We start from the raw sequence: 15,110 nt of genomic DNA on the forward strand, positions 1-15,110 counted from the left end.
CGCGGCTTAACGCGCAGGCGCCGGCGCCGCCTGCACCAGCAGGGGCAGCACCTCGGCGGCCGGTGCCGGACGGCCGGTATGGTAGCCCTGAACGAGGTCGCAGCCCATTTCGGCCAGGCGCAGCAGGGTCGCCTCGTCCTCGACGCCCTCGGCCACCACCTGCAGGCCGAGACGGTGGGCCAGGTCGATGATCGAGTGCACCAGCCTAGCGCCGCGATCGTCGCCGACGACATCCATGATGAAGGTGCGGTCGATCTTGAGCTTGCTCGCAGGCAGGCGCTTCAGGTACGACAGCGAGGCCTGGCCGACGCCGAAGTCGTCGATCGCGATCCGCAGGCCCCGGTCGCGCAGGCGCGTCATCACCGCCACGCAACGCTCGGGATCCTCCATCAGCGCGGTTTCCGTCACTTCTAGCAGCACCGAGGTCGCCGGCACGTTCCAGAACGTGAGCGCGCCGGTGATCAGCTGCTCGAAGCCGGGCGCGATCAGCACGCGCGGAGAGAGGTTGATCGACACCAGCGGCGCCTCCGGCGAACGCAGGACCTCGGCGCACAGCCGCAGCGTGGCGTTGATGCTCCAGCGGGTCAGCTCGCCGATGAGGCCGGTCCGCTCGGCGAAGGTGATGAACTGGTCCGGCCGGACCGGCCCGAGCCGCGCCGAGGTCCACCGCGCCAGCGACTCCGCGCCGATGATCCGCCGCGACGCGACCTCCACGAACGGCTGCAGGTGCACCTGCAGCTGGTTGCCAGCGACCGCCTCGTGCAGCTCGGCATGCTCGATGCGGACGGCCCCCTCTTCCGGGCGGTACAGCGCGGTGCGGGTTTCCTCGCGCTCGGCGGCCAGGCAGGCCAGGTCCGCGCAGCGGTAGAGCGGCTCGGGCGCGGTCGCATCCACGGGCGCGGCGGCGGCGCCGGCGACGGCGTTCAGGGTGACCGGACCCGAGGCGAGCAGCAGCGGCTGCTGGAAGTCGCGGACGAGGCGGTTGGCCGCCAGCAGGACGTGGTTGCGGCTGCGCAAGTTCGCCAGCACCGCGGCGTACTCGCCCTCGCGGATGCGGAACACGCGGTCTCCGACCCTGAGCACCAACTGCATCTGCGTCAGGATCTTGGCCTCGGCCTCGTCGATCGACGCATAGCCGATCATCGCCCCGAGGGCGCCGAGCCTGCCGACGCGCAGCACGACCAGCCCGACGGTCGCGTCCGGCGCCGCCGCCAGCGCTGCTGCCACGGCCTCGAAGGTTTCGGTCCGCGCGGACGGAGGCGAGCCGGCATCGGCCATGACGTGCATCTCAGAGATAGAGCTCGGCCGGATCGATGCCGTAGGCGCCGGGCTCGAGGGCGCGCACCACGCGCACGGCCTCGTCGCCCTCGGCCGGCTGCACGAGGAGGTCGACGACGCGGAAGCTCTCGTCGATGGCCTTGTCGGGCGTGGTGAGCAGCATCACCCGGGGGCGCAGGCGCCGCGCCGGATTCTGCGCCATCACGATCGCCACCTCGCCGGTATTGAGCTCCACCAGGGAGCCAGTCGGATAGATGCTCAGGCACTGCATGAACTGCTCGACGACCTCCCCCTGGTAGAGCTGGTCGCGCTGGCGGTACAGCTCCTGCAGCGCCTCGTGGCGACCGAGCGCCTTGCGGTACGGCCGGTCGCTGGTCATCGCGTCGAAGCTGTCGATCACTCCCGCGATGCGCGCCAGCAGCGGGATCTGCGCGCCGAACAGGGCATCGGGATAGCCGCTGCCGTTGTCGCGTTCGTGATGCCCGCGGACCATCTCCACGATATGCGGGTTGCGCCCCTCGCCTTGCTCCACGATCCGCAGACCGGCCTCCACATGGGCGCGCACGGCGTCGAGTCCGTCGCGCGACAGCGGACCGGCATGCGCCAGCAGCGACTCCGGCAGCTGGGTCGTGCCGATGTCGAGCAGGAGCGCGCCGGCGGCCATGTCGAGCAGCACGTCCTCGGGGAAGCCCATGTGCCGGCCGTACATTGCCGCCAGGGCGCTGCAGTTGATCGCATGGCTGTAGGCGTAGCTGCTGCGCTGGCGCAGGCTCTCGATCCACATGAAGGCATCGGCGCTGCGCAGGATGCTGCGCATCACCGGTTCGACGGCGTCGTCCACGTCGTCGAGCGAGAGCGCCTGGCCGCTGCGGACGTCGTCGATGATCCGGGCGGTGGCGGTCGCGGCAGCGTCATAGGCTTGCCGCGCGCGCGGCGCCTCCTCCTCGACGCTGGCCGTATCGGCATAGCGCACGCGGCCCTTGAGCTCGTCATAGTCGCGCGGACGGGTATCTACGACCCGCCGCGGCCTGGCCACCGGCGGCGGCTTCAGCGGCTCCATGCCGCTGCGCTCCGCGTCGACGTAGACGTACGCGCAGTGCCGGCGCAGCTCCCGGATGTCCTCCTGCGAGTTCAGCAGGAAGCCCTGCAGCGGATACGGGGTGTCGGTCCAGTCGCGGTCGAGCCGGCACACGTACATGCCGATCGCGAGGTCGCCGAGTTCGACCCTGCGCTCTTCGATACCCATCGTTGCTCGTCGTCCGTCAGGCGCGCTCCCGGGAAGGAAGGAACGCTCGCTTCTGTTTCGGCCGGCCGCGCCGGAACTTGAGCCGAAGCGGCATCCCCGGCGAATCGGGGGCGGATCCTGGCGCGGCTTGCCCCAGAATGGACGATTCCCGCCAGAGCTCCTGCCCGCATGCCCGGCCGCCGCCCGCTTCCACGCTCCGCCCCGTCCGGCAGGACGATGGGCGGATGAGCGTCTCCCCCACCCTGCGCGCCCAGGCGCAGATCCACCTGTGCGTGCTCCTCTGGGGCTTCACCGCGATCATCGGCAAGCTGATCAGCCTGCCGGCGCTGCCGCTGGTGTGGTGGCGCATGCTGCTGGTGGTCGCGGCCCTGGCCCTGCTGCCGCGGGTCTGGCGCGGCCTGCGGGCGATGCCGTGGCGGCTGCGCGGCGCCTACGCCGGCGTCGGTGTGCTGGTCGCGCTGCACTGGCTGACCTTCTACGGCGCGATCAAGCTCGCCAACGCCTCGGTCGCCGCGACCTGCATCGCGCTGGCGACGGCCTTCACCGCGGTGGTCGAACCGCTGCTGGCGCGCCGGCGCTTCTCGCGCCGCGAGCTGGCGCTGGGCATCGCCGTGCTGCCCGGCGTCGGCCTGGTGGTGGGCGGCGTGTCCGCCGACATGCGCCTAGGCATCGCTGTGGGCGCGCTCTCGGCCCTGCTCGTGGCGCTGTTCGGCTCGCTCAACAAGCGCCTGGTCGACCACGCCGATCCGCTCACCGTCACCGCCCTCGAGCTGGGCGCGGGCACGCTGGCGCTGACCGCACTCGCGCCGGCGATGCCGTTCCTGCTGCCTGCGCTGGGCGGCGATCCCTTCGTGCTGCCCGGCGTGCGCGACGCGCTGCTCATCGTGCTGCTGTCGATGGTCTGCACCCTGCTGCCGTTCGCGCTGTCGCTCGTCGCGCTGCGGCACATGAGCGCCTTCGCCGCCCAGCTCGCGGTGAACCTGGAACCGGTCTACGCCATCGTGCTGGCCGCACTGCTGCTGGACGAGCAGCGCGAGCTGACCGGCCTGTTCTACCTCGGCGTCGCGGTGATCCTCGCGGCGGTGCTGGTGCATCCACTCCTCGCACGGCCGGTGCGCCGCCGCGCAGGCGCCCGCGGCACCCTGGCGACGGCCGAGGACAAGCAGCTGATCGACTGACGCGGATTGACTCCGCGCGCACCCGCGGCCGTTACCCTGCCCCGACTCCCCGATTCCCCGACGCCCGCGACCCGATGCCCGCCGACCTCTTCACCCCCGACGCCGCCAGGGACGATGCCGTCGCCGCACCGCACGGCATCCGCGTCGGCATCGGCGGCTGGGTGTTCGCGCCCTGGCGCGACAACTTCTACCCGCGCGGGCTGGTGCAGCGACGCGAACTCGAATACGCCAGCCGGCACCTGAGCGCGATCGAGATCAACGGCACCTACCACGGGCCGCAGAAGCCGGCGACCTTCGCCCGCTGGGCCGCCGAGGTACCGGCGGGCTTCGTCTTCGCCGCCAAGGCGCCGAAATGGATCGTGACCAGCCCGCGCTGGCGCGCCCAGACCGCGGCCGCGCGGCGCTTTCTGGAGGGCGGCCTGGAGGAGCTCGGGGAGCACCTCGGGCCGGTGCTGTGGCAGGCGCCGCTCGGCCACCGCTTCGACCGCGACGATCTCGCCGCATTCCTCGACGCGCTGCCACGCACGCTCGCTGGGCGACCCCTGCGCCACGTGGTCGAGGTGCGCGATCCGAGCTTCCTCTGCGCCGACTACCTCGCGCTGGCGCGCACGCACGGGGTGGCGACGGTGATCACCGACGCCCCCGACTATCCGAACCTCGCCGACCTCACCGCCGGGTTCGCCTACCTGCGCCTGATGCGCAGCCGTGCCGGCGAGGCCTGCGGCTATCCGGCGCCGGAGCTCGACGCCTGGGCGGCACGCGCCCGCGCCTGGGCCGGCGGCGCCGCACCCGACGACCTGCCCCGCGTCGCGCCACCGGACGATCCGCCGGCTGCCGCCCGCGAGGTGTTCGTGTTCTTCATCGGCGCCGCCAAGGCCCGCAATCCCGCCGCCGCCATGGCGCTGATCGAGCGCCTGTGACCGTCCCGCCACGCATGCTCCGACTCCACCGCACCGCCCCGTCCGCCGGCCGTCGCGCCAGCGCCGCCTGTCTCGCCCTGCTGCTCGCCGCCTGCGCCAGCGCGCCGGTCGCGCCACCGGCCGCCCCGGCCGTGGAACCGGCCGCGCGTCCCGCCCCACCGCGTCCCTCCGCGCCGCTACCGCCACCGCCCGCGAGCGATGCCCCGCTGCAGGCGCGCATCGCCGCCTTCGTCGCGCAGCCGCGCTTCGCCGCCGCGGACTGGGGCGTCCAAGTCGTGGCGCTGGACAGCGGCACGACGCTGGCCGCGCGTCAAGCCGGGAAACTCGCCATTCCCGCCTCCAACGCCAAGCTCTACAGCGCGGCGATGGCGCTGCACGCGCTCGGCCCCGACCACCGCTTCGTCACCCGCCTGGCGGCCACCGCGACGCCCGCGGCCGACGGCACCCTCGCCGGCGATCTCGTCCTCGTCGGCGGGGGCGATCCGGTCCTGGGGCTCGACGCCGAGGGACGCGCCGACACCGGCTGGGCCGACGCGCTCGCCTCGGCCCTGGCCGCGCGCGGGCTGCGCCGCGTGCGCGGCGACCTCCTCGCCGACGAGACGCTCTACGCAGGCCCGCCCACGCCCTCGGGCTGGGAAGCCGCCGACCTGCTCACCGCCTATGCCCCGCCGGTCCCGGCGCTGAGCGTGCAGGGCAACGCCTTCGGCCTCACGATCGCCCGCGACGGCCAGGCCTGCTGCCGCTTCGGCGTGGACCCGCAGGCCGCCGGCGTGGAGGTGCTGGACCGGCTCGACCACAGCGGCGTCGGCGCGACCGACGAGCTCGGCCTCTACCGACCGCTCGGAAGCTCCGGGCTCGTCGTCCACGGCCGCGTGTCCGCGGCGCCGTCGGTGCGCGGCTTCCGCCTCGCCGCGCCCGATCCCGCGCGCATGGCGGCGGCCCTGCTGCGCGAGGCGCTGGCGCATGCCGGCATCGTCGTCGACGGCGGTATCCGGGTGCGGCGCTGGCCGGACACGCCGGTGCCAGCGCCGCAGCCGCTCGCCGAGGTGGCGTCGCCGCCGCTTGCCGAGATCGTCCGCCGCGCGCTCAAGGATTCCGACAACCTGATCGCCCAGCACCTGTGGCTGCAGGCCGGACGCGCGGCACAGGCGGCGGGATCCTGCGCCACGCCCGGCGCGATCCCGCGCACCGCCGAGGCATGGGGACGCTGCGCGCTGGATGCGCTGCTGGCCGACGCGGGCATCCCTCGCGACGAGGTCCTGCTCGAGGAAGGCAGCGGCCTGTCGCGGCGCGACCTGGTCACGCCGCGGGCGACTACCGCGCTGATCGCATGGACGCAGCGGCAGCCGTGGGCCGCGGCCTATCTCGACGCGCTGCCGGTCGCCGGCGTCGACGGCACCCTGCGCAACCGCTTCCGCGGCACGCCGTTGCAGGGCCGGCTGCGCGCCAAGACCGGCACCGTGCGCTACAGCAATGCGCTGTCGGGGGTCGTGACCTTCGCCGGCGGGCGCCCGCTCGCCTTCTCGCTGCTGCTGGACCGCTACGAGCCGCCGCGCGACGCGCAGGGCAGGCCGGTCGGGCCCTCTGCGCGCGAGGACATCGACGCGCTCGCCGCCCTGATCGCCGGCGCAGGAGGCACCGCCGGGTCGGATTCGCCCTGACCCGAAGCGCACGTACCATCCGTTCCAGGACTGCACCACTGTCACTGGAGGACACCATGCCGCGTTTCCCGTCGCTCGCCCTGCTCGTCGTCGCCCTCCTCGCCGCCGGCTGCGCCCGCCGCGCGGCCGAGGTGCCACCGGTGGTGTTCGAAGACCCCTCTCCGGTCGCCGCGCCCGCGTCGCCCCCGCCTCCCTCTCCACCCGCGCCACCCGCTCCAGCCGCGATGTACGCGCCGCAGGCGCGGGTCGCCCTTCCGCCGCAGCCGGGGCCGCAGGTCGATACCGACCGGTACGCGGAGATCGCGCCCAACCCGGTGCAGCGTGTCGCGGAACAGCCGGTGTCGACCTTCTCCGTCGACGTCGACACCGGCAGCTACAGCAACGTGCGGCGCATGCTGGTCGATGGCCGGCTGCCGCCGGCGGACGCGGTGCGCGCCGAGGAGCTGATCAACTACTTCCGCTACGACTACCCGTTGCCGGCGTCGCCGGAGGTGCCGTTCTCGGTGTCGACCGAGGTCGCGCCGGCACCCTGGGACCCGCGCCGCCACCTGCTCCGGATCGGCATCCGCGGCTACGACATCGACCGCAGCGCGCTGCCGCCGGCCAACCTGGTGCTGCTGATCGACACCTCCGGCTCGATGCACTCGCCGGCCAAGCTGCCGCTGCTGAAGCAGGCGTTCGGCCAGTTCGTGGGCCAGCTGCGCGCGCAGGACCGCGTGGCGATCGTGGCCTACGCCGGCTCGGCAGGCATGGTGCTGGCGCCGACGCCCGGCGACCAGCACGGCGAGATCCTCGCCGCGCTCGGCCGGCTCGAGGCGGGCGGCTCCACCAACGGCGGCGCCGGCCTCGAGCTCGCCTACGCGCTGGCCCGGCAGGGCTTCGTCGAGGGCGGCATCAACCGGGTGCTGCTGGCGACCGACGGCGACTTCAACGTCGGCACCGTCGACCAGGGCGCGCTGGAGACCATGGTGGCGCGCCAGCGCGCGACCGGCGTGGCGCTGTCGACCCTGGGTTTTGGCACCGGCAACTACAACGACGCCATGGCCGAACGCCTCGCCGATCTCGGCGACGGCAACCATGCCTACATCGACAGCGCGCTGGAGGCGCGCCGGGTGCTGGTCGAACAGATGGGCTCGACGCTGATGACCATCGCCCGCGACGTGAAGGTGCAGGTCGAGTTCAATCCCGCGCAGGTGGCCGAGTACCGGCTGATCGGCTACGAGAACCGCCTCCTGCGCCGGGAGGATTTCGACAACGACCGCGTGGACGCCGGCGACATCGGGGCCGGCCATACCGTCACCGCGCTCTACGAGATCGCGCTGGCGGGCTCCGGCGGCGAGCGGATCGCCCCGCTGCGCTACGCGGCGCCCGCCGCGGCGCCGGCGCATGGCGACGAGCTGGCCTGGCTCAGGCTGCGCTACAAGGAGCCCCGCGCCGATGCCAGCCGCCTCGTCGAGACGCCGATCCGGCAGGCCGACATGCGCGCGGTGCCGGGCACGGATTTCCGCTTCGCCGCCGCCGTCGCCGCCTACGCCGACCTGCTGCGCGGCGGCGCGCACGTGGGCGGGTTCGGCTGGGACGAGACGATCGCGCTCGCGCAGGGCGCGCGCGGCGACGATGCCGCGGGCGAGCGCGCGGAGTTCCTGCGCCTCGCGCGCCACGCCCAGGCCCTCGAACCGGTCGCGGCGGCGGCGGGCGCCGACTGAGCGCGGCGACATCCGGTTGACCGGGCGCCGCCGATACTCCGGCGCCCGATCCCCGGAACCGTCGCTGCATGAAGCCATTCCCGCTGCCGTCCGCCTGCCTCCTCACCCTCGCCGTCGCCGCCTGCGCGACCACGCCGCCGCAGGATCCGCAGCCGCCTGCCGACGCACCGCGGGTGGCCGGCATCGCGCTCGGCTTCGACAGCCTCGCCGACGTCGCCGAACGCTTCGGAGCCTCGCAGCGGATCGCGCGCGGCAACCAGCCCGAGGACACGGCCACCGAGACCTGCTACCGCGTCTCCGACGGCGCCGGCGGCGAACTCGAGCTGCGCTTCGCGGCGACGCGGCCGCAGCCGGGCGGCGAGCCGGTGGTGACCCAGGCGCGGGTGATGCCGGCGACCGCGGCGCTGGCCGCCGGCTGCGCGGTGGCCAGCGTCGACACGGCGAGCCTGCTGCCGCACGGACTGGCGCTGGCGATGCCGCCGGCCGCGGTCGAGGCCGCGCTCGCCGGCTTCACCCGCACCGGCACCGACGAGGGCGAGGTCTACATGCGTCCGGCCCACGTGGTGACCGCGCAGCCGGGCGAGGGCGCGATCTGCGCGCAGGGCGGCGCGGTCGACTCGGTGGCGGTGATCGCCGGTCCGGAGCGGGCCAACGGCTACGTGATCGGCCGCATCCCGGCCTGCTGAGCGGCGCGCATGCGCTAGCCTGATGCGCATGACCCGACCCGCCCCGCTTCTCGCCGCCGACGACCCCGCCCCCTTCGCCATCGAACGCAGCGACGGCGCCTCGCCGTTCGTGCTGATCTGCGACCACGCCGGTCGCGCGGTGCCGCGCGCGCTCGGGGACCTCGGCGTGCCGGCGCCGGAATGGGAGCGCCACATCGCCTGGGACATCGGCGCCGCCGGCGTCGCCCGGCACCTGGCGCAGGCGCTGGACGCCTTCCTGATCACGCAGACCTATTCGCGCCTGGTGATCGACTGCAACCGCCCGGCGGGCTCGCCGACGCGCATTCCCGAGCGCAGCGAGAACACGCCTGTCCCCGGCAACCTCGGGCTCGACGACGCGCAGCGCGCGGCGCGGGTGCGCGGGATCTTCGAGCCCTACCACGCCGCGATCGCGGCCGAGCTGGACCGCCGCCAGGCCGCCGGCCTGCCCACGATCCTGGTGTCGATGCACAGCTTCACCGAGGTCTACGACGGCGTCCCCAGGCCTTGGCACCTGGGCATGCTGCACCAGCAGGACACGCGCATGAGCGATGCGATGCTGGCGCTGATCCGCGCCGACGGGCGCTGGGTCGCGGGCGACAACGAGCCCTACGCGATCAGCGACACCGCGGAATACTCGATCCCGACCCACGGCCAGGCGCGCGGCCTGCCCTACGTCGAGATCGAGGTGCGCCAGGACCTGATCGCCGACGCGCCTGGCCAGGCCGACTGGGCGGCGCGGCTGGCGGACTGGCTGCAGCGCGCCGCCGCCACGCTGGGGACATGAGGCCGGCCGCGGCCGGCGTCCCTTCAGCGCAGCAGCAGGACCGGGATCCGGCAGGCCCGCAGCACCTCGGTGGTGGTGCTGCCGACGAACAGGTTGCGCACGCGGCCGTGGCCCCAGGCGCCCATCACCAGCAGGCCGATGCCGGCGCGTTCGACGTGCGCCGCCAGCGCCTCCTCGCGCGCGCCCTCGAGCCGATGGCAGGCGATTTCGAAGCCGCGCGCGGCGAGCGTCTCCCGCGCCCAGTCCTGGCCGCCCTCGCCGCGGGCCTCGCCGACGGTGACGACGTCGCCCGGAAGGCCCCGCAGCAGCGGACTGGCGGCCACCATCTCCACCGCGCGGCGCGCCGCCGGACTGCCGTCGTAGGCGATCGCGAAGCGGGCGATCTCCTGGAACGCCCGTGCGGCGACCAGCAGCGGCCGCTGCACCGCGCGCGCCACGCGCTCGAGATTGCCGCCGAGATGGCCGCGGTCGAAGTCGGCATGCTCGCCGCGCTTGCCCATCACGAACAGGCGCACGTCCGGCTGCAGCGCATCGAGGTTCTCGGTCAGGCTGCCGTGGCGCTGGCGCGTCGCCGCAGCGATGCCGTAGCGGCCCTGCGCGAGCGCGGCGGCCTCCGCCAGCAACTGCTCGCCCTGCTGCTGCGAGATGGCGTTGCGGCGTTCGTCGAGTTCGGCCAGCTCGCGCAGGAGTTCCATCTGCGCGTCGACACCGATGCTGCCGCTCCAGTCCACGCTGGGCGCCGCCGGCTGGCGGCGGTCCGGCAGGTGCAGGAATTCCAGCGGCGCGCCCAGCCGCGAGGCGGCCCAGGCGGCATGGGCGCAGACGCTCTCGGTGTAGGCGGAGCGGTCGATCGCGGCGAGCACGCAGCCGGCGCCGGTGGGGACGGTTTCCGTTGCCATGGACATGTCGCGTTCCTCCTCAGTGGGCCGACGCGTCGGGCGACGCATCCGGCTTGTCGTGGACGCCGAGGCGCTCGACCAGGGTCCGGCTGGCCTCGTTCAGGCCGACGACCTCGACCTCCGTGCCCTCGCGCCGGAATTTGAGCACGACCCGGTCCAGCGCGCCGACCGCGCTCAGGTCCCAGAAGTGCGCGCGTGTCACGTCGATGCGCACCCGCCTGAGGGCCTCGCGGAACTCGAACGCGGCGCCGAAGCGCTCGGCCGCGGCGAAGAACACCTGGCCCGTCACCACGTACTCGCGCTCGTGGCCATCGGCCGATGCCGTCGAGTTCACCTGCATCAACGCCGACACCTTGCGGGCGAAGAACAGCGCCGACAGCAGCACGCCGGTCAATACGCCCTTGGCCAGGTCGTGGGTGGCGACGGTGACCGCGACGGTCGCGATCATCACCACGCTCGAGCTCCTGGGCATGGTCTTCAGCGCCTTGAGCGAGGCCCAGCTGAAGGTGCCAATGGAGACCATGATCATCACCGCGACCAGCGCCGCCATCGGGATCCGCGCCACCCAGTCGCCCAGGAACACCACCAGGATCAGCAGGACCACACCGGCGACCAGGGTCGACAGCCGGCCGCGTCCGCCCGATTTCACGTTGATCACCGACTGCCCGATCATGGCGCAGCCAGCCATGCCGCCGAAGAAGCCGGTGATGAAGTTGGCGATGCCCTGTCCCCGCGCCTCGCGGTGGCGGTCGCTCGAGGTGTCGGTGAGGTCGTCCACGATCTGCGCGGTCATCATCGACTCCAGCAGGCCGACCACCATCAGGGTGAGCGACACCGGCAGGATGATCGTCAGCGTCTCGAGGTTCAGCGGCACGTCGGGCAGCAGGAATGCCGGCAGCGACGACGGCAGCTCGCCCTTGTCGCCCACCGTCGGGATCTCGATGCCGAAGCCGATCGCCACCGCCGTCAGCACGACGATCGCGACCAGCGGCGACGGCACGACGCGCGTCAGCAGCGGGAACAGGTAGATGATGCCCAGCCCCGCGGCGACCATGGGATACACCGCCCACGGCACCGCGATCAGCTCGGGCAGCTGGGCCATGAAGATCAGGATCGCCAGCGCGTTGACGAAGCCGGTCACCACCGAGCGCGACACGAACCGCATCAGGTCCGCCAGCCGCAGCATGCCGGCGAGGAACTGGAGGATGCCGGTGAGCACCGTCGCGGCGAACAGGTACTGCAGCCCGTGGTCGCGGACGAGGCCGACCATCACCAGCGCCATGGCGCCGGTCGCCGCCGAGATCATGCCGGGCCGCCCTCCGGCGAAGGCGATCACCACTGCGATGCAGAAGGAGGCATAGAGGCCGACGGCGGGGTCGACGCCGGCGATCAGCGAGAACGCGATCGCCTCGGGGATCAGGGCGAGCGCGACGACGAGACCCGCGAGCAGGTCGCCGCGGACGTTTGAGAACCACTCGCGGCGGAGTGTCTGGAGCATATGGCCACCTCGCGCGGTACGCCTGCGGCGCCCGCGCATCGTTCGGACAGGAGGGATCGCGCAGGCACACGCACGGCGCGCACTGCACGGTTCAACGGCGTCGAACGGGGATCAGGGTGGCGTCATCGCTGCTCGTGGGCGCGACCGGACGGCGGCGCGGGCGTTGCGGCGCAGCATGATAGCGGCTGCCGCCGCGGCTGTCGTCCGGCGCGGCGTCAGCCCAGGCTCGCCAGGGCCTGTTCGAGGTCGGCGATCAGGTCGTCCACCGCCTCCAGGCCGATGTTGAAGCGCACCAGGCGCTCGCCGTAGTCGCGGGTGCGCGCCCCGAGCTGGAACTGCGGCAACGCCAGGCTCCGCGTCCCGCCCCAGCTGTAGCCGATGCCGAACAGCCCCAGCGCGTCGACGAAGCGCTCGACCTCTTCGCGGCCGAAGCGCGCATCGAACACGACCGAGAAGATGCTGGCCGAGCCCTGGAAGTCGCGCACCCAGTTCGCGTGGCCCGGGCACGAGGCCAGCGCCGGGTGCAGCACGATGTCGATCTCCGGCCGCGCGGCCAGCCAGTGCGCGACCGCCAGCGCCGCCGTCTCCAGGTGCGCCAGGCGCACGCCGAGGGTCTGCAGGCCGCGCAGGGCCAGCGCGCACTCGTCCGGCGACACCGCCATGCCGAGGATGTCGCGCGCATGGCGCAGCGCCTGCACGTATGCGTCCTCGCGCGCGGTCACCGCGCCGAGCAGCAGGTCGCTGTGGCCGCCGACGTACTTGGTCAGCGCCTGCATGCTGACGTCGGCGCCGTGCGCGAAGGCGTCGAACAGCACGCCGGCGGCGTAGGTGTTGTCGACCGCCACCACCGCGCCGCGCGCGTGCGCGGCCTCGGCCAGCGCGCCCACGTCGGGAACTTCCATCGTCACCGAACCGGGCGTCTCCACCCAGACCAGCACGGTCTCGTCGCACAGCCGCTCCGCGAGCGAGGCGGGCCGCATCGGGTCGTAGCTGTCCACGCGCATGCCGAAGCGCCGGGCCAGGTCGGCGCCGAGGGCGCGGTTGGGGACGTAGACGTTGTCGGGCACCAGCGCATGCGCGCCGCTGCGGGCGAAGGCGAACCACACCAGGGCGATCGCCCCCAGCCCGCTCGGCGCCAGCAGCGTCTGCCCGCCGCCCTCGAGCTCGGCCACGCGCAGCGCCAGCTCGCGCGAGGTCGGGGTGCCGAACAGGCCGTAGGTGTAGTGGTCCAGCCGCCGCCAGTTGTCCTCCAGGTCGGCCGCGCGCTCGAACAGCGTGGTCGAGCCGCGGTAGGTCGGTACCGCCAGCGAACGGAATCCGCCGGGCGCGGACGCGGTCGGATGCAGCAGGCGGGTGCGCCAGTCGGTCATGGTGGGGCCGGGCTCGGAGGGACCGGGGAGTGTGGCATCGGGCTGGGGGAGCGGAAATGGGGACGAAGAGCGGCGCATCGGGAATTGGGAATCGGGGATTGGGAATCGGGGATTGGGAATCGGGGATTGGGAATCGGGAATCGGGAATCGGGAATCGGGGATTGGGAAGGGTCAGGCTGCTTGCGGCCGGAGTCGCTGGCCACTGATCCAGGTAGGCTGAGGACACGGTTCCGCCGTTCCGGCATCTCCGAATCCCTCGCCAACGCAGGGCCGGCAGATCGGACACCGCCTCTGCCGGCTTCGCGGCCCTACCACCTCCCGATTCCCGATTCCCGATTTCCCATTCCCGCTTCACCCCACCCCATGCACCTCTGGATCGACGCCGACGCCTGCCCCAACGTCATCAAGGACATCCTGTTCCGTGCCGCCGAGCGCGCGCAGGTGGAGATGACTCTGGTCGCCAACCAGTGGGTGCGGACGCCGCCGTCGCGCTTCGTGCGCAGCATCCAGGTGGCCGGCGGCCCCGACGTGGCCGACGACGCGATCGTCGAACGCATGGCGGCGGGCGATCTCGTGGTCACCGCCGACATCCCGCTCGCCGCCCGCGCCATCGAGAAGGGCGGGCATGCGCTCAATCCACGCGGCGAGCTCTACACCCGCGACACCATCGCCCAGCGCCTGTCGATGCGGAACTTCATGGACGAACTCCGCGGCGCCGGCGTCGATACCGGGGGGCCGGCGGCGCTGCATCCGCGCGACCGGCAGGCCTTCGCCAACGCGCTCGACCGGCTGCTGGCGCGCAGGCGCTGAAACCCCGCGCCACCCGCGCGCATGCGACCATCGGCGGCCGCCCGCAGCCGCGCCGCCATGACCGTCCAGACCTTCGCCCTCGACCCCGGCCACGACTTCGTCGAGCTCAACCAGCTGCTCAAGCTCACCGGCCTCGCCGGCAGCGGCGGCCAGGGCAAGGCCCTGGTCGCCTCGGGCGAGGTTCGCGTCGACGGCAGCGTCGAGCTGCGCAAGACCTGCAAGATCCGCGCGGGACAGATGGTCACCCTGGGCGGCGCCGCGATCCGCGTAGAAGCTCCCCGCTAGGCGCGCACCCGAGCGCCGGAATCACGCGCGCCAGCGCCTGCCAACCGCGCGACAGCGCCGGCAGGTGCCGGCGGTCGCCGGGATCGCGCAGGAAATCGCGCATCAGCGCGTCGAGCCTGACCGCGTGCAGCGGATCGCGGCGATGCTCGGCCTGGGCCACGAACTCGGGCCGCCCCAGCACGCCGAGGACGAAGGCATCGGCCAGGATCTCGCCCTGCGCCTCCATGTCGAAGTCGCCGAGCCGGGCACCGTCGCGCAGCGCGTAGTCGTAGGACAGCCCCAGCCGGACCGCGCCGCGCCACTTCACCGGGAAGCCGAGCTGGTGCTGCCAGACGTGGGTCATCTCGTGCACGAACCAGCGCTGCGCACCCGGCCGCGCCGGGTCGGCGAAATCGCCGCGGAAGCGCGTGGGATGGAAGTAGATCGCGCCGTCCGGAGCCATCGCGGTGCCGCGCGGCTGCAGGCCGAAGGGCAGGTAGCAGCGCGCGAACACCCTCACCCGATCGGCGTCCACGGCGCCGCCGAACATCCGCCGCACGATCGCGCGTTCGCCGGAGGTCAGCGCACGGGACGTGTCGGTGTGCGTATGGGGTCGGTCGACGCAGTCCAAGGTCGGCGATCGGACGGAAACGGAAACCCCCGACCCTCGCCGCTGCGGCGACAAGGCGGCGCGAACGGTCCCGGAACTGCGGCGGGCACGTGGCGGCACACTGCGTCGCCGGGGTCGTCCACGAACGCTTCGCCGGGGGCTCCGGCACAATCGCGCGA

The 15,110-nt window shown here is 73.2% G+C and carries 14 protein-coding genes; 8 read left to right on the forward strand and 6 right to left on the reverse strand.

Annotated features, from left to right (window positions below):
• Positions 1-6 precede the first annotated feature (6 nt).
• Together KB893_RS05035 and KB893_RS05040 are read right to left on the reverse strand one after the other, a co-directional pair.
• Positions 7-1,278, reverse strand: coding sequence for an EAL domain-containing protein (locus KB893_RS05035; RefSeq protein WP_213173505.1), 1,272 nt, complete (start codon positions 1,276-1,278; stop codon positions 7-9).
• 10 nt (positions 1,279-1,288) lie between these two features.
• Positions 1,289-2,524: an HD-GYP domain-containing protein gene (locus KB893_RS05040; protein WP_211927033.1), complete on the reverse strand. Its 1,236-nt coding sequence runs from the start codon at positions 2,522-2,524 to the stop codon at positions 1,289-1,291.
• Positions 2,525-2,748: 224 nt separating this feature from the next.
• Between KB893_RS05040 and KB893_RS05045 the strand changes: the two genes are divergently transcribed.
• The 6 genes from KB893_RS05045 to KB893_RS05070 all read left to right on the forward strand — a co-directional run bounded on the left by KB893_RS05045 (position 2,749) and on the right by KB893_RS05070 (position 9,480).
• A complete protein-coding gene (locus KB893_RS05045; RefSeq protein ID WP_211927032.1) occupies positions 2,749-3,702 on the forward strand; it encodes a DMT family transporter in 954 nt (317 codons plus the stop codon).
• Positions 3,703-3,776: 74 nt separating this feature from the next.
• Positions 3,777-4,622 (forward strand): DUF72 domain-containing protein, encoded by an 846-nt coding sequence (locus KB893_RS05050; RefSeq protein ID WP_211927031.1) that lies wholly within the window; start codon positions 3,777-3,779, stop codon positions 4,620-4,622.
• A gap of 14 nt (positions 4,623-4,636) precedes the next feature.
• Positions 4,637-6,283, forward strand: a complete 1,647-nt coding sequence (gene dacB / locus KB893_RS05055) for a D-alanyl-D-alanine carboxypeptidase/D-alanyl-D-alanine endopeptidase (protein ID WP_213173506.1) — start codon at positions 4,637-4,639, stop codon at positions 6,281-6,283.
• Between the two features lie 56 nt (positions 6,284-6,339).
• Positions 6,340-7,989 (forward strand): vWA domain-containing protein, encoded by a 1,650-nt coding sequence (locus KB893_RS05060; RefSeq protein ID WP_246505425.1) that lies wholly within the window; start codon positions 6,340-6,342, stop codon positions 7,987-7,989.
• Between the two features lie 68 nt (positions 7,990-8,057).
• On the forward strand, positions 8,058-8,675 hold the full coding sequence (locus KB893_RS05065) for a hypothetical protein (RefSeq protein ID WP_211927029.1): 618 nt from the start codon (positions 8,058-8,060) through the stop codon (positions 8,673-8,675).
• Between the two features lie 22 nt (positions 8,676-8,697).
• A complete protein-coding gene (locus KB893_RS05070) occupies positions 8,698-9,480 on the forward strand; it encodes an N-formylglutamate amidohydrolase (RefSeq protein WP_211927028.1) in 783 nt (260 codons plus the stop codon).
• A gap of 23 nt (positions 9,481-9,503) precedes the next feature.
• On the opposite strand, the gene KB893_RS05075 is transcribed toward KB893_RS05070, so the two are convergent.
• The 3 genes from KB893_RS05075 to KB893_RS05085 all read right to left on the reverse strand — a co-directional run bounded on the left by KB893_RS05075 (position 9,504) and on the right by KB893_RS05085 (position 13,247).
• Positions 9,504-10,385, reverse strand: a complete 882-nt coding sequence (locus KB893_RS05075) for a universal stress protein (RefSeq protein WP_246505427.1) — start codon at positions 10,383-10,385, stop codon at positions 9,504-9,506.
• Between the two features lie 13 nt (positions 10,386-10,398).
• Positions 10,399-11,877, reverse strand: coding sequence for a SulP family inorganic anion transporter (locus KB893_RS05080; RefSeq protein WP_213173507.1), 1,479 nt, complete (start codon positions 11,875-11,877; stop codon positions 10,399-10,401).
• Between the two features lie 215 nt (positions 11,878-12,092).
• Entirely contained in the window at positions 12,093-13,247 is a 1,155-nt protein-coding gene (locus tag KB893_RS05085) for a cystathionine beta-lyase (RefSeq protein ID WP_211928156.1), read from the reverse strand.
• A gap of 363 nt (positions 13,248-13,610) precedes the next feature.
• Between KB893_RS05085 and KB893_RS05090 the strand changes: the two genes are divergently transcribed.
• On the forward strand, positions 13,611-14,057 hold the full coding sequence (locus tag KB893_RS05090) for a YaiI/YqxD family protein (RefSeq protein ID WP_211928155.1): 447 nt from the start codon (positions 13,611-13,613) through the stop codon (positions 14,055-14,057).
• 57 nt (positions 14,058-14,114) lie between these two features.
• Positions 14,115-14,342, forward strand: a complete 228-nt coding sequence (locus KB893_RS05095; RefSeq protein WP_211927916.1) for an RNA-binding S4 domain-containing protein — start codon at positions 14,115-14,117, stop codon at positions 14,340-14,342.
• On the opposite strand, the gene KB893_RS05100 is transcribed toward KB893_RS05095, so the two are convergent.
• Positions 14,299-14,952 (reverse strand): hypothetical protein, encoded by a 654-nt coding sequence (locus KB893_RS05100; RefSeq protein WP_211927915.1) that lies wholly within the window; start codon positions 14,950-14,952, stop codon positions 14,299-14,301. The two genes, KB893_RS05095 and KB893_RS05100, sit on opposite strands and share 44 nt — an antisense overlap.
• Positions 14,953-15,110 lie beyond the last annotated feature (158 nt).

This window comes from Coralloluteibacterium stylophorae, from assembly GCF_018122625.2.
Lineage (GTDB): Bacteria > Pseudomonadota > Gammaproteobacteria > Xanthomonadales > Xanthomonadaceae > Coralloluteibacterium > Coralloluteibacterium stylophorae.

What these genes read in the sequence shown, in the direction of transcription:
- KB893_RS05035 (WP_213173505.1), bottom strand. Translation starts at nt 1,278, where the DNA reads ATGGCCGATGCCGGCTCGCCTCCGTCCGCGCGGACCGAAACCTTCGAG.
- KB893_RS05040 (WP_211927033.1), bottom strand. Translation starts at nt 2,524, where the DNA reads ATGGGTATCGAAGAGCGCAGGGTCGAACTCGGCGACCTCGCGATCGGC.
- KB893_RS05045 (WP_211927032.1), top strand. Translation starts at nt 2,749, where the DNA reads ATGAGCGTCTCCCCCACCCTGCGCGCCCAGGCGCAGATCCACCTGTGC.
- KB893_RS05050 (WP_211927031.1), top strand. Translation starts at nt 3,777, where the DNA reads ATGCCCGCCGACCTCTTCACCCCCGACGCCGCCAGGGACGATGCCGTC.
- dacB (WP_213173506.1), top strand. Translation starts at nt 4,637, where the DNA reads ATGCTCCGACTCCACCGCACCGCCCCGTCCGCCGGCCGTCGCGCCAGC.
- KB893_RS05060 (WP_246505425.1), top strand. Translation starts at nt 6,340, where the DNA reads ATGCCGCGTTTCCCGTCGCTCGCCCTGCTCGTCGTCGCCCTCCTCGCC.
- KB893_RS05065 (WP_211927029.1), top strand. Translation starts at nt 8,058, where the DNA reads ATGAAGCCATTCCCGCTGCCGTCCGCCTGCCTCCTCACCCTCGCCGTC.
- KB893_RS05070 (WP_211927028.1), top strand. Translation starts at nt 8,698, where the DNA reads ATGCGCATGACCCGACCCGCCCCGCTTCTCGCCGCCGACGACCCCGCC.
- KB893_RS05075 (WP_246505427.1), bottom strand. Translation starts at nt 10,385, where the DNA reads ATGTCCATGGCAACGGAAACCGTCCCCACCGGCGCCGGCTGCGTGCTC.
- KB893_RS05080 (WP_213173507.1), bottom strand. Translation starts at nt 11,877, where the DNA reads ATGCTCCAGACACTCCGCCGCGAGTGGTTCTCAAACGTCCGCGGCGAC.
- KB893_RS05085 (WP_211928156.1), bottom strand. Translation starts at nt 13,247, where the DNA reads ATGACCGACTGGCGCACCCGCCTGCTGCATCCGACCGCGTCCGCGCCC.
- KB893_RS05090 (WP_211928155.1), top strand. Translation starts at nt 13,611, where the DNA reads ATGCACCTCTGGATCGACGCCGACGCCTGCCCCAACGTCATCAAGGAC.
- KB893_RS05095 (WP_211927916.1), top strand. Translation starts at nt 14,115, where the DNA reads ATGACCGTCCAGACCTTCGCCCTCGACCCCGGCCACGACTTCGTCGAG.